Below are 20,977 nucleotides of genomic sequence, written 5' to 3' on the forward strand. Positions count from 1 at the left end.
GCCCCCGGTGGGCGGTTGGGTTTCTCTCAGCCCGCGGTGTGGCGACCCTCGGCGAACTCCTCGACGATCTTGGCGCAGAACGCCGGCAGGTCATCCGGATTACGGCTGCTGACCAGCCCGTTGTCGGTGACGACCTCCTGGTCGACCCAGTTGGCGCCGGCGTTCGTCAGGTCGGTGCGCAGGCTCGGCCAGGAGGTGATGGTCCGGCCCCGCACCACGTCCGCCTCGACGAGCGTCCACGGGCCGTGGCAGATCACCCCGACCGGCTTGCCGGCGTCGAAGAACGCCTTCACGAACCGGACCGCGTCCGGGTCGGTCCGCAGGAAGTCCGGGTTCGCCACCCCGCCGGGCAGCACCAGAGCGTCGTACGCCCCGGCGTCGGCCTCCTTGGTGGTGACGTCGACCTGGTACTGCTTGCCCTGGTCGAGGTGGTTGAACGCCTGGATCGAGCCGGGTTCGATGGAGACCAGCTCCACCTGGGCGCCGGCGTTCTCCACCGCCTCCCGGGGCTTGGTGTACTCGACCTCCTCGACGCCGTCGGCGGCCAGGAAGGCGATGCGCTTGCCCTGAAGTGTCGTTGCCATGCTGCTTCTCCTCTCCGGGGTGTGTCTGCACGGTTCCCCCGGCCGATGCCGCGAAACCGCAGGCCCCGGTGGCCCGTCGCACCCCGCGGCGGGTCGGCGCCCAGGTTTGGCGGGGCGGGGCGGGGGGACCCGGAGGGGCATGGCAGGAGCAGCAGCGGAAGATCGCCGGCTGGCCACGGTGGTGGCCACCTGGCAGGAGCGTCCCGTGCTGGTCGTCGGCGACGCCATGCTCGACGAGTGGCGGTTCGCCGAGTCGGAGCGGCTCTGCCGGGAGGCACCCGCCCCGGTGCTCACCCTCCGCCGGCGGATCTCCGCCGCTGGCGGCGCCGCCAACACGGCGGTGAACGTCGCCGCGCTGGGCGGGCGGGCCGTGCTGGTGGCCCCGGTCGGTGCGGACGTGGCCGGCGACGAACTGCACGACTGTCTGGACCGGGCGGGGGTCTGGGACCGTACGGTGAGCCAGCCGGGCCGGCCCACACCTGTCAAGCGGCGGATGCTCGCCGGAAATCAGATCCTGCTCCGGGAGGACTCCGGCGGCCCCGGGGACGGGCTCGACAGCGACGGGGTGGCCCACATGCTGACCGCGCTGCACTGCGCCACCGAGGAGCTGCGCGCGGTCGCCGCCGGGCATCCGTTGACGCTTGTGGTCTGCGACTACGGCCTGGGTGCGCTGCCCGCGGCGGTGCGCGCCTGGCTGGTGGACAACCGGGACCGGTTCGGCACGGTGGCGTTGGACGCCCACGACCTCGCCGACTGGCGCGGGCTCAACCCCACGGTGGTCACCCCGAGCTTCGCCGAGGCGACCCGGCTGCTGGCCCGCGCCGCCGCCGGCTTCGCGCACACCGAACGGAGCGCGGTGCCCAGCGGCGACGTGCACCTGGACCATCCGGCCGAGGCGGACGGCCCGTCCGAGCTGATGGTGGGCGCCGCGCCCGGCGGAACCGGGGAAGGCGCCCCGGGCAGCCCGCACCCCACCTCCGGCGCGCCCACCGCCGAGGCGACCGGCGGTCCCGCCGGCCCGACCGGCGAGCCGACGCCCGGTGAGGAACGGGTGGCGTTGACCGGCGACGGGCTCAGCGTCACCGGCACCGGGGTGACCGTGAGCGCGACGGCCGGCGAGGGCGTGGACCGGGCGGTGCTGGCCAGGTCGCGCCTGTCGGAGCTGCGCGCGCACACCGGCGCGGACGTGGTCGCGGTGACCCTGGACACCGAGGGCGCGGTGGTCGGCGGCGCCGACGGCGAACCCCGGCGCAGCCACAGCACCCCGGTCCCGGCCAGCCATGCGGTCGGCGCCGGGGACGCGTACCTGGCGGCCATGACGTTGGCGCTCGCGGCCGACGCGGGCCTGGCCACCGCGGCGCAGCTGGCCCAGCTCGCCGCCACCATCACGGTGGTCGACACCGGCACCTGCGTGTGCCGCCGGGAGGACCTGCTCGGCGCGCTGGGCACCGGCGGCGACGAGGGCGGGCACCCGGCCCTGGTCGGTGCCGGGGAGCTGGCCGCGCTTGTGGACGAGCACCGGCAGGCCGGACGGTCGGTGGTGTTCACCAACGGCTGCTTCGACGTGCTGCACCCGGGACACGTCCGCTACCTGACCCAGGCCCGCGCGCTGGGCGACCTGCTGATCGTGGCGGTGAACTCCGACGGCAGCGTACGCCGGCTCAAAGGCCCGGACCGGCCGGTGAACCCGGTCGAGGACCGCACCGCGCTGCTGGCGGCGCTGGCCTGCGTGGACCACGTGGTGGTGTTCGAGGAGGACTCGCCGACCGGGCTGATCGAGGCGGTCCGCCCGGACGTGTACGTCAAGGGCGGCGACTACCCGCCGGAGATGGTGCCGGAGGCCCCGCTGGTGCGCCGGCTGGGCGGCCAGGTGCACACCCTCGGGTACGTGCCGGACCGCTCCACCTCGGCGATCATCGACCGCATCCGCGCCCAGACGGTCGGCCCGTCCGTGGGCGAGGGCAGGCCCGCGTGACCCGACCGCTCGACCCGGGCACGCCCGAGCGTTTCCGCCGACCCCGGCGACTGGACGTGCTGATCCCCACCCGCAACCGGCCGGCCGAACTCGCGGTCACGCTGTCCGGGCTGGCCGCGCAGGAGGGCGTACCCGGTTTCGGGGTGGTGGTCAGCGACCAGTCCGACGGCGACCCCGGGTACGCGCATCCGGCGGCGGCCACGATGGTCCGGGCGCTGCGGCACCGGGGGCATCCGGTGCTGCTGACCCGGCGGCTGCCCCGGCGCGGCCTGGCGGAGCATCGCGCGTACCTGCTGTCCCGCTCGGCGGCCGACGCCGTGCTCTGCCTCGACGACGACGTGTGGCTGGAGCCGGGCACCCTGTCCCGGCTGCTCACCGCGCTGCACGAGTTGGGCTGCGGGTTCGTCGGCAACGCGGTGCACGGGCTCTCCTACCTCGACGACGTACGACCGGACACCCACCGGCACTACGAGGAGTGGGTGGGCCGGCCGGTGCCGGAGCGGATCCTGCCCGGCACGCCGCAGTGGCACCGGGCGTCGATCCACCCGGCGGCGAACCTGCTGCACATCACCGGGAAGCTGGACCTGCCGGCGGGGGCCTGGCGGGCGTACAAGGTGTCCTGGATCGGCGGGTGCGTGCTCTACGACCGGGCCAAGCTTGTCGACTCCGGTGGGTTCGACTTCTGGGAGCGGCTGCCCGAGCGGCACCAGGGCGAGGACGTCGCCGCGCAGCTCGCGGTGCTGGAGCGCCACGGCGGCGCGGGCGTGCTGCCCAGCGGGGCCTACCACCTGGAGTCGCCGACCACTGTCACCGAGCGGGACGTGGAGGCGTGGGAGGTCGTGGTCAGGGACTCGACGGCGGAGGTGTGAGCACCTCGCGGGCCGCCTCGACCACCTCCGCGGTCGGCACGTCGGCCACGAACGACACCCGGTGCGAGCATTCCCCGTCGCCCGGCCGGTGCGGGTAGATGCCGGGGGTGCAGTCGACGCCGCAGACCGGGCAGTGGGTGGTCCAGGCGGCGATCGGCCGGTGCCGGCCGCGCAACGGCGACGCCCCGTTGATCAGGTTGCCGACCCAGAAGATGCCGACCGTGGGTGCGCCGACCGCGCCGGCCAGGTGCAGCGGGCCGGTGTCGTTGGAGACTACGAGCGCGCAGTCCGCGTAGGCCCCGGCGAGTCCGCCGAGGCTCAGCGTGCCGACCTGTGGGCGCACCGGCACCCCGGCGGCGGCGACCACCGCATCGACCGTCTCCTGCTCGGCGGGGGTGCCGGTGACCAGCACCTCGTACCCGTCCGCGGTCAGCTCGCGGGCGACCTCGGCGAAGCGTTGCGGCGGCCAGCGCCGCCGGGTGTCGGTGGCGCCCGGGTGCAGCGCCACCCGGGGCCGGGTGGGCGACCCGAGCACGGCGGTGGCCTCGGCGCGGTCGGCGTCGGTCACCGCGAGCGTGGGCGTGATGGTGGTGGCCGGTGCCCCGACCAGCGCGGCCACCTCCAGATAGCGGATCACCTCGTGCTGGTAGTAGACGTAGCGCAGCCAACGGTCCAGCGCGGGCGCGCCGTCGGCCCGCAGCCCGGCGGTGACCCGGGCGCCGAGCCCAGCCACGAACGGGTTCGAGTTCGCGCCGCCGCCGTGCACCTGCAACGCCACGTCGAACCGTTCGGCGCGGGCCGTGGCCAGGAACTCGTCCGGGTCGGCCGGCGACCCGTCCGGGCCGGGGTCGCGGATGCCGGGCGCGGGTGGCACGACAAGCACCCGGTCCACCGGGCCGGGCCGCTCGCGCCAGAGCTGCGCGTGCCACGGCGCGCCGAGGAGCACGATCTCCGCCGACGGGTACGCCGACCGCAGCGCGTCCAGCGCCGGCAGCGTGAAGATGAAGTCGCCGAGCGCGTTGGCGCGCAGCACGGCGATCCGTTCGACGTCCGGCACGAGTTCGCCGACCGGGCCGAGCACCGGCGGGGTGGCCACGCGTCCCCTACGGCCGGTCGATCTGGTCGGGCGTGGTGTCCGGGTGGTGCAGTTCCCGGTCCGTGGCCGGGTCGGCCGGCATCGGCGTACGGTCGGCGCCGGTGCGCGGGCCGGTGCGGCCGACGGTGATGGTGCGCGGTGCCGGCCGGTGCGCGCGGGGCAGGTGTACCCGCAGCAGGCCGTGGTCCATCACCGCGTCGATCCCGTCCGGGTCCACCCGCGACGGGAGGTCGACGCGGTATTCGAAACCACGTGTGGTGAACCCGCCGGGGATGCCCTGCTCGGCGTTGACCTCGGCCTCCGACCGGGCCCGTACGCACAGTTCCCGGTCGTCCACCTCGACGGCCACCTCTTCCGGCGCCACGCCGGGCAGCCGGACCACCACCTCCCAGCCGTCGGCCACCTCGACCAGGTCCACGTCCGGCGTGCCGGAGCGCCCGCCGACGAGCCGGCTCAGCTCGGAGCGCAGGGACTGCAGCTCGCCCATCGGGTCCCAGCCCTGCTGGCGGCCCCGCCAGCCCCGTCCGCCGGGCTGTTCCGTCATCGCACGTCTCCGATCCGTTGGGTGGCCGACGAGGGTCGCAGTGAGCTGGACGCGTTGAGGTCGTGCTCCGGGTCGACGCCCACGCCGAGCCGGTCCACCAGTTCCCCGCCGAGCCAGGCGCCGATGCCGAGGATCGCCACGGCGACCAGCTCGATGGCGATGAGGGCGCCTCCGGCGGCCCGCGAGTCGGCGTTGAGCCGCACCGCCCAGACCGCGGCGAAGAGCAGGATCACCGCGACGTTGGCGGCGGCGTGGGTGAGCCCGACCCGCTTGGCACGGGTGCCGGTCGGCAGGGCGAGCAGGTCGAACGCGCCGGCCACCGCGGCCAGCAGGCCGCCGACCAGGCCGACCGTGATGTTCCAGTACGCGACCTCGGCGAGGAAGTCGGGCCCGCCCACGGTGTCCACCACATCGAAGATCACCGCGGTCACGAGGAGCGCCACCGGGAACATCACCAGCATCGGATGCAGGGGATGGCCGAGCACCTTCAGTCGGCTCTCCATCTCGGCCTCCAACCGTCGCGTACCGGACGCGAAACGTCTCGTTCCCTACCCACCGTCACCGGGAGCAAACCAAAGACGCTTGACGCGCTCCTAGACTGACTCTGGCGGATGCGGGCCGCTCGCGGGCCGGAACCGTCGTCAAGGTCAACGGACGGGGAAGGAAGACGTGACGACCCAGGAGATCACCGATCCGGCGCAGCTGCGCGACCTGCTCGGCGCACCGACGTCGCGGGCCGTGGCGAAGGAGCGGCGTACGCTGCACCAACGCGACCGGGAGTGGCTGGCGGCGTCGCCGTTCTGCCTGATCGCCACCGCCGGCGCGGACGGCACCTGCGACGTCTCCCCGAAGGGCGACCCGCCCGGCTTCGCGCTGGTGCGCAACGACACCACCATCGCGATCCCGGAGCGGCCCGGCAACCGGCGGGCCGACGGTTACCGCAACATCCTGGCCAACCCGCACGTCGGGTTGATCTTCCTGATCCCCGGGCGCACCGACACGCTGCGGATCAACGGCCGGGCCCGGCTGATCGCCGACGCGCCGTGGTTCGCCGACATGGAGGTCAAGGGTCACCGGCCGGTGCTGGCCGTCGAGGTCGCGATCGAGCAGATCTTCTACCACTGCGCGAAGGCGTTCCTCCGCTCCGAACTGTGGCGGCCGGAGACCTGGCAGCCGGACGTGCTGCCGAACCGACCGCGGTTGATCAAAGAGGTGGAGTCCGTGCCGGACAGCCTGGCCGACCTGGAACGCCACTACGGCCCGGCCTACCTGGAGAATCTCTACCGCTGATCCCGACGCTCCGCCCCGGAGCGGCTACTTCGCCGGTGCGAAGCGCACCGGCACGCCCACGTCCGTCAGGGCCCGGGCGAGGTGCGGGGCGGTGGTCTTGACGTAGGCCGCGCCGATGTGCGAGCCGCCGCGGTAGATGAGCACGTTGCCGAACACCACCGGGCACCTGTCGGTCGGGCAGACGGCGTCGAACAGGTCGATCATCTTTACCCGGGGTGTGCCGGCCACGGCCTGCCGCTGCATCCGGTAGGCCGGGTCCTGGTCGTGGCGCTCGCGGTCGAACGCGCAGGCGGACAGGCGTTTACGGTTCTTGTCGGCGCACGACACCGCCGCGCCCGGATGCGGGTTGTTGGCCAGGACGACAACCTGCACACCCACGGAGTCGAGCTTCTTCCACGAGGAACGCACCCCGGCGACCATCGCGGCCACCGACGCTCGCCCGTCACCGCCGCCGACGGCGGTCGACGCCGACTGCGAGGTGACGACGTAGTCGGGACGCTCCTCGACAAGTCTTTTCAACAGAGCCTTGTTCCACGCCACGCAGTCCGGGTAGGGGGTTCCGTCGCCCTTCACGACGGTGGCGCTGGTGAACGCGCACGCCGCCTTGGCGGAGATCACCAGCTTCCAGTCGTTCTGCGCGGCGAGCACCTGGAACGCCGGCAGCCACTGGTCCATCTTCGAGTCGCCGACCAGCGCGACAGTGGTGGCCCCGTTCGGGTTGCCGTAGGTGCAGGTCAGCACCTCCGCCCCGGCGACCTGCTGGAAACACTTGTCCCGGTTGGTGTCCGGCACGTCCATGAACCCCTGCCGGATCTGCAACGGGTCCGGGGTGATCACGTCGAACCGTTCCGGGACCGGACCGATCGGCGCGGTGCCGGGCGTGGTCGACAGCAGCGCCGCGCCGGGGGCGTACCGGGCCCTGGTCGTGGTCGCGGCGGCCGCCCATGCGCCCATCAGCACCAGGACGAGGCCGGCGCAGATGCCGGCCAGGGTGAAGTTGCCGCCCAGGCTCAACGCCAGCCGCGGTGAGGTGGAGATCTTCCGCGAGTACCGCAGCGGGTTCTCCACCAGTCGGAACGTGAGCCAGGCGGGCACCACCGAGGCCAGTGCCACCACCACGCCCTCGGTCAGCGACAGGTCACCCCAGTGCGCGGCGGCCACCACGAGCATCGGCCAGTGCCACAGGTACAGGGAGTACGACAGGTCACCGACCCAGCGGAAGGGCCGCGTGCCGAGGAGCAGCACCGGGCCCCGGGAGCCGGCGGCGGCGCCGGCCGCGATCACCGCGGCGGCACCGAGCGTGGGCAACGCGGCGGCGTAGCCGGGCCAGGCGGTCTTCGCGCTCACCAACAACGCCGACGCCACGATCGCGACGAGGCCGAGCCACCCGAGCGCAACCGCCACCGACCGGCGCATGCGCGCGGCGGCGGTCGCCAGCAGGGCGACGGCCGCGCCCACCCCGAGCTCCCACAACCGGGTGGTGGAGACGAAGAACGCCCGCTCCGGCGAGTTCGCCGTCTCCAGGATCGACCAGGTGAACGACGGCACCGCCAGGACGGCGAGACCGGCCCAGAGGACCGGGCGCACGTTCGCCCGCCGCAGCTTCCGCGCCGCGAGCAGCGCCAGGACGATCAGCAGCGGCCAGATCAGGTAGAACTGCTCCTCCACGGCGAGCGACCAGAAGTGCTGGACCGGGGACGGTGCGACGTCTTCCGCCAGGTAGTCGACCGCGCGGTCGGCGAACCGCCAGTTCACCACGTATGTCGCCGCAGCCGCGATGTCACCGCCGATGGCCTGCCACTCGCCCCGGGGGACGAACAGCCGCACGGCCACGGCGGTGGCCGCCAGCACGACGGTCGCGGCGGGCAGGATCCGCTTGGCCCGCCGCGCGTAGAAGCCGGTCAGGGAGATCCGGCCGGTGCGCCCGATCTCGCCGAGCAGTTGACCGGTGATGAGGAAGCCGGAGATCACGAAGAAGACATCGACGCCGACGAAGCCACCCGGGACGAACGGCAGGCCGGCGTGGTAGAGCAGCACCAGCCCGACGGCGACGGCGCGGAGCCCGGCGACGTCCGCGCGGAACCGGCTCGGTGTGGATTCCGGGGCCGGTTCGTGCCCGGGGACCGCGGCCACCGGCCCCTCACCGGAAGCGCCTTCCCGAGCGGGGACTTTCGTCAACGGCGGGAAGGTCATGGCGGTCCTCAAACTCTACGGCTGCGGCCAGGGAACGATAGCGGCTCTGCCGGCGGGCGGACAATCACGCCGCTCCTGCTCACCGGGGTGGCGCCGTGGGCCGCTCGGCGACCACGGCCAGGGCCATGCCGAAGAACTTCAGCGGCGTGCCCTCCAGCGCGTCGGTCAGCGGCCGGATCCGCTGACCGAGGCGGGAGCGGTCGAACGGCGGCATGAGGTGCTCCACCGCCAACGGCTCCAGCCCGGCCCGGCGCAGCCGTCGACTGAGGTCACGGACGGTGAAGGCGCGGGCGTCGGCAAGCCGCCGGTGCAGCGGCACGATCCACGGCAGGAACGGCCCGCGCGCCGGCCGGTAGCGCTTGCCGCGGATCAGGAAGCCGTGTGACTCGAACGGGAACCAGCGGTTGGGTGTGGTGAGCGCGAACCGGCCGCCCGGGATCAGCACACGATGCACCTGCCGCAGCGCCGTGTCGAGGTCGTCGATGTGCTCCACCACTTCGATCGCGGTGACCAGGTCGAAGCTCTCGTCCGGGTAGTCCAGCTCGGTCACCGACAACTCACGCACGTTGATCTTCTGAGCCGCGACCGGGTCGGCGACGAGCCGGTCGCGGAACAACTCCAGACGCTCGCGCTGGATGTCGACCGCCTCGACCTGCGTGAAGGCGTCGACCAGTTGCATCGTGTAGGTGCCGTCCCCGCAGCCGATCTCCAGCAGCCGCCGGCCGCTCAGGGGCGTATGCCGACCGAGCGCACCGAGGCGTTTCGCCACTCCCCGGTCGCCGAACGCGCTGCCGTGCCCCAGCCCCAGACGCCCTGTCGTATTGGTCACGGTCGCTGACCCTAGACGTTCGCGCACCCCCGCGGGGGGCAGGAGCCGTCGGCCCCAGGGCGTCAATCCGGCAGGTCGGCGATCCGGGTCGACAGCTCGAGCAGCACCGCGCGTTCGTCCGGGCTCAGATGGTCGAGGAACCGCGCGCGTACGGAGGCGAGGTGGTGCGGCGCGGCTTCTTCCAGCAACCGGAAGCCCTCGTCGGTCAGAACCAGGATGCATCCGCGCGCGTCCTGCGGGTCGGGGTCCTTGCCGACGAGACCCCGGACCTGCATCCGCGTGGCGTGGTGCGACAGCCGGCTGCGTGACCACTCCATCTTGGCGGCGAGGTCCTTGAGCGCCCAGCGGCGGTTCGGCTTTTCCGACAGTGTGCTCAACACCTCGTAGTCGGCCGGCGACAGCCCCGAGTCGCGGGCGAGATCGCGGTTGAGCCGTGCCGGCAGTGCGATCAGCAGGCGCCGGAAGGCGCGCCATGCCCGTTCCTCGTCCTCGTTCAACCAGGCGACGTCCACCAGCCGACCCTACACCTCGTTGACACGTCATCAACACGCCGCCTAAGGTCTGTGACATGTCATCGAATGATCCGTCGCGCGTCCTGGTCATCATCGCGAGCACCCGCCCCGGGCGGCTGGGCCCGGCGATCGCCGACTGGTTCGTCCGGGCGACCCTTCCGGCCCGTGCCGGCGCCACGGTGGACACCGCCGACCTGGCCGACATCGGCCTGCCACTGCTCGACGAGCCCGAGCACCCGGCCAGCGGCACCTACACCCACGAGCACACCCGGGCCTGGAGTCGTCGGGTCGCCGCGGCCGACGCGTTCGTCGTGGTGACGCCCGAATACAACTACGGCATGCCGGCGGCGCTGAAGAACGCCTTCGACTTCCTCTACCACGAGTGGGCGTGGAAGCCGGTGGCGTTCGTCAGCTACGGCAACACCTCGGCCGGCACCCGCGCCGTGCAGATGGCCAAGCAGGTCGTGACCACCTTGAAGATGGTGCCGATCGGCGCCACCGTCGCCCTGCGCATCGCCGACAGCACCCGCGACGGCCAGGTTCCGCCGTCCGCCGGGCTGGACGACGCCGCTCGCCGGACGCTTGCCGAGCTGACCCGGGTGACCTCGGCGCTGCGGCCCCTGCGCGTCGAACCCGCCGGCCGGGTCACCGACACGGCCGGGCCGGTCGACGGGCTCAGACTGGCCCTCGCCCAGCCCGACGACCTCGCCGAACTGCTCGTGCTCCAGCGGTGCTGCTGGGTCCAGGAGGCGCTCGCCAACGAGACCCTCGACCTGCCGCCCCTGCGGGAAACCCTCGACGAGCTGCGCGAATCACTGTCGACGTGGCAGGTGTGGTGCGTACGCCGGCACGGCCGCCTGGTGGCCGCGGTGCGCGCCCGGACGCACCACGGCGGATGGCTGATCGGCCGGCTCATGGTCGCCCCCGACCAGTCCGGCAACGGCATCGGCAGCTGGCTGCTCGCACACGCCGAGCGGCAGGCCCCCGAGTCCGCCACGCACCACGCACTGTTCACCGGCCACCGCAGCAGCCGCAACATCAAGCTGTACGAACGCGCCGGCTACGCCCTCACCGTCGCGGACGACATCCCCGAGGGGGCAGTCCACCTCACCAAGCCCCGGCAACCGTGTCGCACCGTGGCACATGGATGACAGGCGCCTCGTGCGGCTCAGATGCTTCAGGCTGCCAGGAAGCACAGGCCGCCGACGATCAACGCGTACGGCCCCCAGAAGTACCGCTCCCAGGCGCTTGAGGAAGCGACATTGACCAGCGCGCTGAGGAGCAGAAGTCCAAAGAGGATCCAGACGCCCCAGCGGGCTACGGTCTCGGGTATCGCGAGCAGACCCAGCCCTCCTCGACGGAGCACGATCAGCGCGGCGCACGTCCAGGCGAGGACCGCCACACTGCTTGCGACTCTCAACCCTGTCGGCAGCGGCCCCACGTGGGTACCGCCCCAGGAGGCTCGCCCCAGTGGCGCTCCCAGCGCGATGGCTAGCTGGAACAGCGCTATGCCGACCATCCCGGCGGCGGCTGCGGTCGCCGCGACCCCGTCCGCTGTCGTCGCGGTCATCAGGCGCACTCCTGTCATGGGGGATCGATGTTGTCGAGGGCCGTGAGGCATTCCTGCGCCCAGGCGATCGTCGCCCGGGCGCTGTGGCGGCCCGCCGAGATCGTGAGTTGCCAGAAGGGCGCGTCCTCGGCGTGCTGGGGCTCGCCGGCGATCTGGACGGCCAGATCGTCGAACTGCAGCAGGCGCTGTTGCGCGTCGGCCTCGGCCGCGGTGACGAGTGCGCGGCACGCCTCGACGCCCAGGGTGCGGCCGAAGAACAAGCGAAGCAGCAGGCCGTTGCGGGCGGGCACGGCCTGGACCGGCTGGGCGAGCAGCTCACGGAGATGGCGGGTGCCCGATGCGGTGATGGCAAACGTCGACGAGCCGGCCTTGGTCGATCCGCTCCGCTCGACAAACCCGAGCCGCTCCAACGCGGCGAGTGCCGGATAGATCTGCCCGAAGCTCTCGTTCCAGAAGTGCCCGAGCACGTCGCGGATCGCCTCCCGCAGCGCGTATCCGGTCATCGGTTCGATGCTCAGCGCACCGAGCACGGCCATGTCGGTCTGACTCGATCGCGCCATCGTCGGTCTCCTCCCATCCGCGCCGACGTATCTGGTAGATATATCTACTAGTGATGTGGTGCGGCGTCAAGACCCGCTGTCAGAACCGGCCGGACGGGAACGTCTCGGCGTCGATGACACCAGAGGTGACGGGGCCCGCCCGGTGACGAGCTGGGCCTTGGAAAACCGGCGAAGCCCAGGTCGATGACCTGAGCTTCATGAGCCAGTCGTACACCACCTCCGTGGACGCAACCGACGGTCAGGGCCTGACGTTGCCCCGGGTCACCAGCCACGGTTCGCCGTCGTTGCTGCACCCGGCGGGCCCGACGTAGTCGGCGCCGGCGGGTGTGCGGGACCAGCTCGCCTGCCACTTGCCGTCGTAGCCGGCGTAGAGGGTGTTGTACTCGAAGACGTTGCCGTGGCTGCCGCATTCGGGCGGTTGGTTGTACGTGGTCGCGCAGGCCCGGTCGCAGGACCATTCCGAGAAGAACCCCACATTGGGTTCGCCGGTACGGGTGAAGAGGTTATCCCGGACGAGGTTGCCGTTGGCGTCGTTGCGCACCCGCATCGGGCCGCCACTGATCCACCGGAAGGCGTTGTTGCTGATCAGGTTGTCCGAGGCGCCGTTGGACAGGTAGATCCCGTGAATAAGCCTCGCGTCAGGTGCCGGGTTCTCCAGATTCTCGAAGTGGTTGTTCCGGATGGTGTTGTTCCGGGAGTTCCACATGATGAGGCCGCCATAGCCGACCGGGTCGGTGGAGTACTTCTTGCCCATGTGGTGAAACCGCATACCGTAGATCGTGTTGGCGTTCATCCCGTTCCCGACGGGACGCTTCAGCCCACCGACGGTGGCCGTGGGGCCGACGATCGCCAAGCCGCCCGCGCCGTAACCGGTGATGTCGAGGTAGTAGAACCGCAGCTTCGTGTCGCCGCCGGGGTGACCGGTGGGCAGGCCCGCCTGCAGCCAGTAGCCGGGGGTGCCATCGGATCGGAACACCGGGCGCCCGTCGGGGGGGAGGCTGCCGCTGTAGTTGTAGGCCAGCGGCAGGAAGCTGATCGTGTGGCCGGCGACCAGGGTATGCCAGTAGGTGGTGGGGGCGACGTACTCCCCGGGGGCGATCCGGATCTCCACGTCGGTGCTCGGGGCGGCGGCCGCCAGCACCTGCTCCGCGCCGTCGAGGGTGGCGACCGCGTCCGCGAGGGTGAGTCCGTTGTTGCCGTCGTCACCATGGGTGGCGACGTAGATGGTGAACGGGGTGTCGGCCGCAGCGGCCGGTGCTGCGGTCAGCAGTCCGGCCAGCAGGCAGACAACGACGGCGAAACCACGCCTTGCTGGGTAATGTCGCATAGCGCCTCCTCATGAATCGGTGGGGACGATTATTCAGCATCACCGATATATGGGGGTGCCCTAACCGCACGATTCTGCGTCCTGTCCGTGGCGTCCCGGCGAGGCACGTACGTCAGGGACCGACCACCTCCTCGGCAGGGTGTGGCCGGTGCTGCTCGCCGCCCTCGTGACGACGGGGACACGGCGCCAGGTGAGCGGCCGCGGTCGAGAGGGCTGCGGATGGGCGGGGTGTTTCCCCGGTCCAGGGCGGGATGCGAGGGTGAGCGCGTGGCTTCCCGATCGATGTGCATACGGACAACCCCCGGTTGCCCGGCGCCTCGGTCCACACCGTGGACGCGTCGGTGCGTCTGAGGACCGGCGCGAGCGCGGCGGAGTGTGCCGGAGCCGGGCTCACCGCGCGGCAGGTCGATGACATCCTCGACCAGGTGGAGACGGGCGCGACGCCCGCCCGCCGGTGAGGCCCGAATGAGCCTGGCGTCGGCGTTCGTACCGATCTGGATCCTTACCGCTGTCGGGTACGCGGCCTGTCGTAAGGGGCTGCTGGGCGAGGCGGCGGCGTCGGTGCTCGGCCGGTTCGTGTTCCATCTCGCGATGCCGTCCGCCCTGTTCCTCACCCTGTCCCGGATGCCGCTCTCTGGTTTCGCCGGCTGCTCGCTGCTCGCCTTCGGGGTCAGCACCGCCACGGTCGTCGGGTGCGGGTGGGTCGGCGCGAGCCGGCTGTTCGGCCGCGAGCCCGGCGAACGGCCGATCTGGGGCATGGCTGCCGGGTACGTCAACTCGGCGAACCTCGGCATCCCGATCGCCACGCAGGTCCTCGGCAACGTGTCGTTCCTGGCGCAGGTGGTGCTGCTCCAGGTGCTCGTGGTGACGCCCGTGATCCTGGTCGCCCTGGATCGGCACAGCGACCCGGCCGGGCGGGTACGGGTCCGCCGGATCGCCTCCCTGCCGGTACGCAACCCGGTGATCCTGGCGTCGCTGCTCGGGGTCGCGTCCTCGGCCACCGGCCTGCACCTGCCGTCGGCGGCCGGCGCGTCGCTCACCCTGCTGTCGGGCGCCGCGGTTCCGGTCGCCCTGCTCGCGCTCGGCGCGTCGCTGCACCGCACGACGCCGTCGCGGGCCGAGCCGGTCGAGCCGGCCGAGTTGGCCGTGCTCTCCGCGCTGAAGCTCGTCGCGCAGCCGGTCATCGCGTACGCGGCCGGGCTGGCCCTGCACCTGTCCGCGCCGCAGTTACTCGCCGTGGTGGTGTACGCGGGCCTGCCGACAGCGCAGAACACGTTCATCTTCGGCCAGGAGTACGGGGTCGGCGAGGCCGTGGCCAACCGGGCGGTGGTGGTGACCACGACGCTGTCGCTGGGCACCCTGGCCGCGGCGGCGGCGCTGCTCGGATAGGCCCGTCGGCTCACTCGTCCGGCATCACGGCGAGTCCCGCCGGCCATGTCGTGCGTGGCGGTTGCCTAAAGTTCCACTATGACCGCGCAGCGACCGCTCGACAGCGAAGAACGGGTCAGCACCGCGTCGGAGCGTGACGTTCTTGAGGCTTTCCTCGATGCCTATCGGGAGGAGCTTGCCGGCGCACTTCGGGGATTGTCGGAAGAGCAGGCCCGGCGACGGCTCGTGCCGTCCCTGACGACGCTCATCGGCCTCGTCAAACACGCCGCCGCAGTGGAACGGAACTGGTTCTTCCACACGCTGGACCAGCTGCCGCGGGAACGGATCGCCGGCAACTCGACCGGCGACGACGCCAGCTGGGAGGTCGACCCCACCGAAACGATCGCGGACGTCGTGGCGGAGTACGAGGACGTCTGCCGGCAGTCGAGACGCCTGGCGGCGAAGTTCGAGCTGGACGACACCGTGCCGCATCGCCGACTGGGCACGGTGTCGCTGCGCTACATCCACGTGCACATGATCCGAGAGCTGGCACGCCACTGCGGTCACGCCGACATCCTCCGCGAGCAGCTCGGAGAGGCTGTGAGTTAGCGACCCTCTCCTTCCGGATGCCACGGCACCCGAACGTGGATCCGCTGGCGGCGGGGGTTTCACCGACCCGAACGCTGGCGCAGGCGTTCACTCGACCAATTGCGACCTGGGTCATTGAAAGCTCACGAGCCGACGGCGGGTACGTGGGTGACGCCAACGGTGGTCCAACGGAGCAGGGCGTGGCAGATCGGGTACAGCAGGGCCCCGTCGAGGTAGTGGCAGAACATCGCACCGAGGTAGGACGGACCGCCCCATGCGTTGCTGGTGAAGTTCGGGTCCAGCCCGGCGAAGACCTGCTCGCCGATGCGCCAGGCCGTGTACACCTCGAGCAGGACGAGGAAGGCGACGGCCAGGTAGCGCAACAGACTCAGCACGCCGAGGCGGGACCGGAACGTCGCCGTGATCCGGGCCGCGATCGGGCGGCCGAGCGGCGCGAATATCACTTTCCAGCCGAGCGGACTCCGGCGGGATGCCACCACGAACCACATTGCCACGACGGCGAGGACGGCCAGATGCGGAAGCCACGCCTCGGTACCCGGCACGTGCTGTTCAAGTTTTTCGGAGCGGTTGAGATAGACCACGACGCCGCTGGCCAGTCCGGCAATGGCGGAGACGGTCGCGGTGATGACAGCGGGACGGGACAACTGCAGCCGGTGGTTTGTCATGGCCCTTACGCTCCGCCGGACCTCCCGGCCCGGGCGTCATGCTCCCGCATGATCCGGGACGTCACTCGGAGGTCGCATCGTCATTCTGGAGCATGACGCTGCGATCGATACACCTCGCTAACGTGGTCCGCATGCGATTGCGCCGGACCGATTTGCCATCGCCCGATCTGCTCGACATCGCTCTCGCGCTCGGATCGTTCGGGCTGTTCACGCTGCCGGTGCTGATCCGTGGGTCCGGACATGGCCCCACGGCGGCGATCGTGGTGCTCGGTGCCGCTGCGGCCGTACCGTTGTCAGTGCGCCGGGTGGCCCCGGTGCCGGTCCTCGTCACGGTGTCGCTGGTCCTCGTGGTGGCGGCGCTGACCGATGTCGGTTTCACGGTGTTCCAGAGCAACGCGGGCCCTGCGCTGGGCATTGCGGTGCTGACCGTGGCCGACCGGCTCCCGCGCGCCATGTCGCTGCGAGTCGCCGCGGCCGCGGTCGGGCTGGTCACCGTGGCGGAAGTGATCGCGATGCAGTTGCATCCGGCCACCGGGCAGAACGCGATCGAACTGGTTCTCGCGATTCCCGCCTGGTTGATCGGATATGCATTCGGTACCCGCAGGCAGGCGGAACGCCGGCTGCGTACCGAGGCCGAAGAGCGGGCTCGGGAGGCCGAGCGTCGGGTCCGCGCCGAGGAACGAGTGCGGGTGTCAGCCGACGTCCACGACATCGTGTCGCACACGCTGAGCATGATCGCGGTGCGGTCCGGTGTGGCCCGGATGGTGCTCGAGCAGCGGCCGGACGAGGCGCTGGTCGCCCTGTCGGCGATCGAGACCGCCAGCCGGAGCGCTCTGGACGAGTTACGCGCGGTGCTGCACTCCTTGCGGGATGGTCCCGGCTACCCGGTGGGCGCGGGCCATCCGCTGACAGCCGGCCCGGCCGTCGAGCGACCGACGCTCGCCCACATCCGGTCGTTGGTCGACGATCTGCGCGGCGCCGGCTATCCGATCTCGCTTGCGCTGGCCGCGGACGCCGGTGCACCGCCACCGGTGGCAGAGTCGGCCTATCGCGTCGTGCAGGAGGCGCTGACGAACGTGGTACGCCACGCAGGGCGGGTGCCGACATCCGTCGAGGTCGAACGCGGGCCGCGGGGGTTGACCATCTCGGTGCTCAACGACGTTCCGATCGCCGGTGCGCGCCGGGCCGGGCCGGGTGCCGGGCACGGCCTGGCCGGAATGCGGAACCGCGTCACGTTGTACGAGGGCACCGTGGCGGCGGGACCGCGTCCGGACGGCGGCTATGCCGTCTGTGTTTGTTTCCCGCTGCCGCCCAAGGACGCAACGGAGCACGCTGACCGGAGCGGGGTGCGGCGCCGTGGCTGAGACCGGTGGCGGGCCTGCACCGATCCGGGTTCTGGTGGTGGACGACGAAGCGCTGGTACGAGCCGGATTCCGGGTGCTTCTGGAAACCGTGCCGGGGCTCACGGTCGTCGGCGAGGCCGCCGACGGTGCCACGGCGGTCCGGCAGTGCCGCGCGCTGCGGCCAGACGTCCTGCTCATGGATATCCGCATGCCGGTCATGGACGGCCTCGAAGCCACCCGGCACATCGCCGACGACGACAGCATCGACGCCCGCGTACTGATGGTCACGACGTTCGGGGAGGACGAGCACGTCTTCGCGGCGCTGCGCGCCGGAGCGAGCGGTTTCGTCCTCAAGGACACACCGCCGGAGGACCTGCTCAGCGCTATCCGGATCGTCGCCGGTGGAGAGGCGCTGCTGACTCCACGGGTGACCACCCGGCTGGTCGCGGAGTTCGTGCGAGGCAACTCCGGCCGGAACATGTCGGTGACCGCGCCGGACGGGCTCGACGAACTGACCGAGCGCGAACGTGAGGTGCTGGTCCAGGTCGCGGCGGGCCAGTCGAACGCGGAAATCGCCGATCACTTTACGGTCAGCCTCAACACGGTGAAGACCCACGTGAGCCGGCTGCTGTTCAAGCTGGCAGCCCGTGACCGAGCTCAACTCGTCGTGTGCGCCTACGAGTGCGGTTTGGTGATACCCGGGAGGTGACCTTGTTGGTCTCGACCGCGAGGTGAAGGATGCAGTGTCAGCGCGCTAAGCGACGTATAGATCGTCGTGGTACGCCACGACGGCCTCGTCTTTCAACGCATGCCGCGGTCTCGTGTAGGTGATCGAAGATAATCTGGTCGACCGGGGAGACCCGGTGGCGGTCGGCATGGGTAAGCCAGACCATCTCCTCGATCTCGCTGTTGGGCTGCAGAACGCCTTCCTAGTCGGCGGTGTAGCAGGTCATGCGGACCATCGTCCCGTCGGGTGACCATGGGCTTGGGCATAAAAGGTTCCGACGTGGTAGGCGGTGTCGGGGGCGATGGTCACGCTGAGTTCTTCCTGGATCTCGCGTACGAGGGTGTCGATGTCGCCTTCGCCTGGTTCTCGCTTGCCGCCCGAGATGCAGTAGACGTCCTTGCCGCGTGATCGGGAGCTGAGGATCGCACCGTTCTCAAGGTGGATCCATGCGATCTTGCCGATGATGGTCATGCTTGACTCTCCCTAGGCTCGTCAGTGGTGAGCTGTGCGGCCACGCCGGTTGGGCGCTCGACCAGGTGCGGACTGCACGGCCACACGGCGGCCTGCGGCAGACTTGGCCTTGTGCCAACTCAGCCGCTGATTCGCAAGGTTCGCTTTGAGATCCGTCCATGGGACCAGGGTCCCGACCCGGCACGCGAGTTGTTGCCGTACGTCGACAATGTGAGCCTGGTGGACCTGGTCTCGGGCTTCGAGCATGCCGCTGGCCACGATGTGCCCGGCGCGTATGCTGGGATCGTTCTCGATCACTTCAACTTCGGTGACCTGACTGCCTACCTCACCGGACGATCGGACTCCGCCTACCGGTCCCAGAACGGCGTGATCGCCCTCCTCGGTTGCGACTGCGGTGAGGTCGGCTGCTGGCCTCTGGAAGCCCAGGTGATCACTACCGAGGGCTCGGTGATGTGGCGCGGCTTCTCCCAGCCCTACCGTCCGCAGCGCGACTACGGAGCCTTCGGTCCATTCGTGTTCCGTCGGAACCAGTACGAGCGCGCAGTTCGCGAGGCGGTGGCCGCCAGTTCGCTCCCATCCCCCTGACATCCGCTGCCGAGGAATGCGGCGCTCGGCGGGTGTCGACGGACACGGCGGCGAGGCCGAGCGCTGATCCGCAGCCTGACGCGCCTCCGGCGCTGATTGCCGCATCGTGACTATCCGCCGACAGCCGCCGGCTTGCTCGCACAGGTGACGTCGCTCTATCCGGTCGGGTTCAGCGCAGCCTTAGCCGCTTCGACGAAGAGGTCTCTGCGCTTCGTCCGCTCGTCGATCGCTGCACGCCTCTCCCCTCCGTACCGGGATTCCAGAGGGATGCCGTCAGAGTCGGAAGCAACTCCAGCGATCAATCGCAGCTGCGTACGGTGCTCCTCGTTGACGCTCGCGGTCACGGACTGCGCAGCCCGAGCGACTTCTCCTGGCCCTTCAAGCAGAACGATGTTGTACGCCTCATCAAGACTCCGCAGCGCTTGGTACGTCTCACTGCGGATCTTCCGGATCGCCTCGTGGTTTCCCTGCTGCCAGTGCCCGTCGAGTCGTCGATAGGCCCTGTCACAGGCACTCAGGAAGCCGACGTACGCGTCTCGGCGAAGCTGGGCCGTCAACGTTGCCCGCTGCTCCGCCCGCTCCTCACGAGCGGTGGCTAGCTGGCTGGCGACCTGGAGACGGGAGGCCCCAACACCAATCAGCCCAGTGATGCTGGCTGCGGCCAACGTTGACAGGGAGGTGACCAGCGCGACGGCGACCGTGTCCTTCACGCTGTCCATGATCACTCAACCGGCAGCATCATGGTGCCGGCGGACGGTCCCGGATCTCGCTGACAAACCCGCACCCTCCGCCGGCCGCGCCCTGCCGCCGGCAAACCGCGACAGGGAGACGGCCGGGTCGATGGCTCGCGCGCCTTCGCCGCCTCGGCGCCCAGAGGAGGGCCACTGGACACCTTTCCTCTGTGCCCGCACGGCGGGGCGGCAACGGCTCCTATGGGTTAGTAGACGCAGGCGTTGAGCATGCTTTGCAGGGCGGATTTCTCGGTGGATTGGAGCGTCAGGCCCCAGTTGTACTTCACGGTGATCCACATCTTGCTGTAGGTGCAGCGGTACGACGTCAGCGGCGGCTGCCACGTTGAGGGGTCCTGGTCGCCCTTGGCCTGGTTGACGTTGTCGGTGACCGCGATCAGTTGTGGGCGGGTCAGGTCGTTGGCGAAGCTCTGCCGGCGGCTCGTCGTCCAGGAGTTGGCTCCGGAGCGCCATGCCTCCGCGAGGGGGACGACGTGGTCGATGTCGACGTCGGAGGCGGCGTACCAGGTCGCACCGTCGTAGGGGCTGTACCAGCGGCCGGAGGTGGCGGCACAGGAGCTGTCGACCACGACGGACGTACCGTCACGCTTGAGGACCTGTTCCCGGGTGTTGCAGGCGCCGGTGATGGTGATCCAGTGGGGAAACAGATCCCGCGAGTAGCCGGCCATTGAGCCCTGCGCTGCCACTGTCAGGGTGTTGAGCTGCGACTGCGCCGTCGCCTTGGACGGGATGCCGGCAGGGGCGGCCGAAGCTGCCGGGCCGTTCACGACGGCCAGAATGGTGCCTGCGAGGGCGGCGACAGCGATCGCGGCGGCACGGCGACTGGTACGCGGGGTGGGGGTGACGGGAGCGTTCGGCATGGCTGCGGCCTTTCGTCAAGGAGGGGACAGCAACCCTCCTTGACGATCATGTCAATCGATCGTCATCCCTGCAAAGAACGACTTCCCAGTTGTCGACCAGCTCGGTGGGCCGGTGGAACTCGATCGAGTTGTGCCACCCTCGGGCAACCAACAAGTCAAGGTAAACCCCAACCCGCCTGGTCAGCCAGGCTCAGGCGCGCCTGAGCCTGGGGGTCCCCGGCCCCGGTGGGGTGGGGTTTGCGGGTAGTGCG

22 protein-coding genes and 1 pseudogene are annotated in these 20,977 nt (G+C 70.8%); 9 read left to right on the forward strand and 14 right to left on the reverse strand.

Going from position 1 to position 20,977, the window contains the following annotated elements; translation table 11 throughout:
• Nucleotides 1-26: 26 nt before the first annotated feature.
• Complete coding sequence (locus tag ACLQ2X_RS08265; protein WP_425680364.1) at nucleotides 27-584, reverse strand: type 1 glutamine amidotransferase domain-containing protein; 558 nt, start codon at nucleotides 582-584, stop codon at nucleotides 27-29.
• 139 nt (nucleotides 585-723) lie between these two features.
• On the opposite strand from ACLQ2X_RS08265, the gene rfaE2 reads away from it, so the two are divergent.
• A complete protein-coding gene (gene rfaE2, locus ACLQ2X_RS08270; protein ID WP_425680365.1) occupies nucleotides 724-2,559 on the forward strand; it encodes a D-glycero-beta-D-manno-heptose 1-phosphate adenylyltransferase in 1,836 nt (611 codons plus the stop codon).
• Nucleotides 2,556-3,428: a glycosyltransferase gene (locus ACLQ2X_RS08275; protein WP_425680366.1), complete on the forward strand. Its 873-nt coding sequence runs from the start codon at nucleotides 2,556-2,558 to the stop codon at nucleotides 3,426-3,428. Before rfaE2 ends, ACLQ2X_RS08275 begins: the two co-directional genes overlap by 4 nt.
• Here the strand turns inward: ACLQ2X_RS08275 and ACLQ2X_RS08280 are convergent.
• From ACLQ2X_RS08280 to ACLQ2X_RS08290, 3 genes are read right to left on the reverse strand one after another with little or no spacing between them, the layout of a single operon-like run.
• The gene (locus tag ACLQ2X_RS08280; RefSeq protein WP_425680367.1) at nucleotides 3,403-4,524 is read right to left on the reverse strand and encodes a glycosyltransferase family 9 protein; all 1,122 of its coding nucleotides are present in this window, start codon (nucleotides 4,522-4,524) and stop codon (nucleotides 3,403-3,405) included. The two genes, ACLQ2X_RS08275 and ACLQ2X_RS08280, sit on opposite strands and share 26 nt — an antisense overlap.
• Before the next feature lie 7 nt (nucleotides 4,525-4,531).
• Nucleotides 4,532-5,068: an Hsp20/alpha crystallin family protein gene (locus ACLQ2X_RS08285; protein WP_425680368.1), complete on the reverse strand. Its 537-nt coding sequence runs from the start codon at nucleotides 5,066-5,068 to the stop codon at nucleotides 4,532-4,534.
• Nucleotides 5,065-5,571 (reverse strand): DUF2231 domain-containing protein, encoded by a 507-nt coding sequence (locus tag ACLQ2X_RS08290; protein ID WP_425680369.1) that lies wholly within the window; start codon nucleotides 5,569-5,571, stop codon nucleotides 5,065-5,067. Before ACLQ2X_RS08290 ends, ACLQ2X_RS08285 begins: the two co-directional genes overlap by 4 nt.
• A gap of 166 nt (nucleotides 5,572-5,737) precedes the next feature.
• Between ACLQ2X_RS08290 and ACLQ2X_RS08295 the strand changes: the two genes are divergently transcribed.
• A complete protein-coding gene (locus ACLQ2X_RS08295) occupies nucleotides 5,738-6,358 on the forward strand; it encodes a pyridoxamine 5'-phosphate oxidase family protein (RefSeq protein WP_425680370.1) in 621 nt (206 codons plus the stop codon).
• A 24-nt stretch (nucleotides 6,359-6,382) separates the two neighbouring features.
• Here the strand turns inward: ACLQ2X_RS08295 and ACLQ2X_RS08300 are convergent, their stop codons facing one another.
• The 3 genes from ACLQ2X_RS08300 to ACLQ2X_RS08310 form a co-directional block, all read right to left on the reverse strand.
• Nucleotides 6,383-8,491 carry an acyltransferase family protein gene (locus tag ACLQ2X_RS08300; protein WP_425680371.1) on the reverse strand — a complete coding sequence of 703 codons (2,109 nt, stop codon included), beginning with the start codon at nucleotides 8,489-8,491 and terminating at the stop codon, nucleotides 6,383-6,385.
• A 139-nt stretch (nucleotides 8,492-8,630) separates the two neighbouring features.
• Complete coding sequence (locus ACLQ2X_RS08305) at nucleotides 8,631-9,380, reverse strand: class I SAM-dependent methyltransferase (RefSeq protein WP_425680372.1); 750 nt, start codon at nucleotides 9,378-9,380, stop codon at nucleotides 8,631-8,633.
• Between the two features lie 62 nt (nucleotides 9,381-9,442).
• Entirely contained in the window at nucleotides 9,443-9,892 is a 450-nt protein-coding gene (locus ACLQ2X_RS08310) for a MarR family winged helix-turn-helix transcriptional regulator (protein ID WP_425680373.1), read from the reverse strand.
• A 56-nt stretch (nucleotides 9,893-9,948) separates the two neighbouring features.
• On the opposite strand from ACLQ2X_RS08310, the gene ACLQ2X_RS08315 reads away from it, so the two are divergent.
• Nucleotides 9,949-11,043 (forward strand): GNAT family N-acetyltransferase, encoded by a 1,095-nt coding sequence (locus tag ACLQ2X_RS08315; RefSeq protein ID WP_425680374.1) that lies wholly within the window; start codon nucleotides 9,949-9,951, stop codon nucleotides 11,041-11,043.
• A gap of 26 nt (nucleotides 11,044-11,069) precedes the next feature.
• On the opposite strand, the gene ACLQ2X_RS08320 is transcribed toward ACLQ2X_RS08315, so the two are convergent.
• The 3 genes from ACLQ2X_RS08320 to ACLQ2X_RS08330 form a co-directional block, all read right to left on the reverse strand.
• Nucleotides 11,070-11,462, reverse strand: coding sequence for a hypothetical protein (locus tag ACLQ2X_RS08320; RefSeq protein ID WP_425680375.1), 393 nt, complete (start codon nucleotides 11,460-11,462; stop codon nucleotides 11,070-11,072).
• Nucleotides 11,463-11,476: 14 nt separating this feature from the next.
• The gene (locus tag ACLQ2X_RS08325) at nucleotides 11,477-12,022 is read right to left on the reverse strand and encodes a PadR family transcriptional regulator (RefSeq protein WP_425680376.1); all 546 of its coding nucleotides are present in this window, start codon (nucleotides 12,020-12,022) and stop codon (nucleotides 11,477-11,479) included.
• Nucleotides 12,023-12,260: 238 nt separating this feature from the next.
• Nucleotides 12,261-13,349 carry a right-handed parallel beta-helix repeat-containing protein gene (locus ACLQ2X_RS08330; RefSeq protein ID WP_425680377.1) on the reverse strand — a complete coding sequence of 363 codons (1,089 nt, stop codon included), beginning with the start codon at nucleotides 13,347-13,349 and terminating at the stop codon, nucleotides 12,261-12,263.
• Between the two features lie 465 nt (nucleotides 13,350-13,814).
• On the opposite strand from ACLQ2X_RS08330, the gene ACLQ2X_RS08335 reads away from it, so the two are divergent.
• Entirely contained in the window at nucleotides 13,815-14,738 is a 924-nt protein-coding gene (locus ACLQ2X_RS08335) for an AEC family transporter (RefSeq protein ID WP_425680378.1), read from the forward strand.
• A gap of 78 nt (nucleotides 14,739-14,816) precedes the next feature.
• Nucleotides 14,817-15,326 (forward strand): DinB family protein, encoded by a 510-nt coding sequence (locus ACLQ2X_RS08340; protein WP_425680379.1) that lies wholly within the window; start codon nucleotides 14,817-14,819, stop codon nucleotides 15,324-15,326.
• 122 nt (nucleotides 15,327-15,448) lie between these two features.
• On the opposite strand, the gene ACLQ2X_RS08345 is transcribed toward ACLQ2X_RS08340, so the two are convergent.
• Nucleotides 15,449-15,991, reverse strand: a complete 543-nt coding sequence (locus ACLQ2X_RS08345; protein ID WP_425680380.1) for a hypothetical protein — start codon at nucleotides 15,989-15,991, stop codon at nucleotides 15,449-15,451.
• A 131-nt stretch (nucleotides 15,992-16,122) separates the two neighbouring features.
• Between ACLQ2X_RS08345 and ACLQ2X_RS08350 the strand changes: the two genes are divergently transcribed.
• Complete coding sequence (locus ACLQ2X_RS08350) at nucleotides 16,123-17,355, forward strand: sensor histidine kinase (protein ID WP_425680381.1); 1,233 nt, start codon at nucleotides 16,123-16,125, stop codon at nucleotides 17,353-17,355.
• Nucleotides 17,348-18,043, forward strand: a complete 696-nt coding sequence (locus ACLQ2X_RS08355; protein ID WP_425680382.1) for a response regulator — start codon at nucleotides 17,348-17,350, stop codon at nucleotides 18,041-18,043. The genes ACLQ2X_RS08350 and ACLQ2X_RS08355 overlap by 8 nt, the downstream gene beginning before the upstream one ends.
• A 37-nt stretch (nucleotides 18,044-18,080) precedes the next feature.
• Here the strand turns inward: ACLQ2X_RS08355 and ACLQ2X_RS08360 are convergent.
• A pseudogene (locus ACLQ2X_RS08360) lies at nucleotides 18,081-18,532 on the reverse strand (NUDIX hydrolase).
• A 111-nt stretch (nucleotides 18,533-18,643) separates the two neighbouring features.
• On the opposite strand from ACLQ2X_RS08360, the gene ACLQ2X_RS08365 reads away from it, so the two are divergent.
• Nucleotides 18,644-19,117, forward strand: coding sequence for a hypothetical protein (locus tag ACLQ2X_RS08365; RefSeq protein ID WP_425680383.1), 474 nt, complete (start codon nucleotides 18,644-18,646; stop codon nucleotides 19,115-19,117).
• Nucleotides 19,118-19,272: 155 nt separating this feature from the next.
• Here the strand turns inward: ACLQ2X_RS08365 and ACLQ2X_RS08370 are convergent, their stop codons facing one another.
• Both ACLQ2X_RS08370 and ACLQ2X_RS08375 read right to left on the reverse strand, forming a co-directional pair.
• Entirely contained in the window at nucleotides 19,273-19,827 is a 555-nt protein-coding gene (locus ACLQ2X_RS08370; RefSeq protein ID WP_425680384.1) for a hypothetical protein, read from the reverse strand.
• 227 nt (nucleotides 19,828-20,054) lie between these two features.
• Entirely contained in the window at nucleotides 20,055-20,726 is a 672-nt protein-coding gene (locus tag ACLQ2X_RS08375; RefSeq protein ID WP_425680385.1) for an HNH endonuclease family protein, read from the reverse strand.
• Nucleotides 20,727-20,977 lie beyond the last annotated feature (251 nt).

It is taken from the genome of Micromonospora sp. DT31 (assembly GCF_049841795.1).
Classification (GTDB): Bacteria; Actinomycetota; Actinomycetes; order Mycobacteriales; family Micromonosporaceae; genus Micromonospora.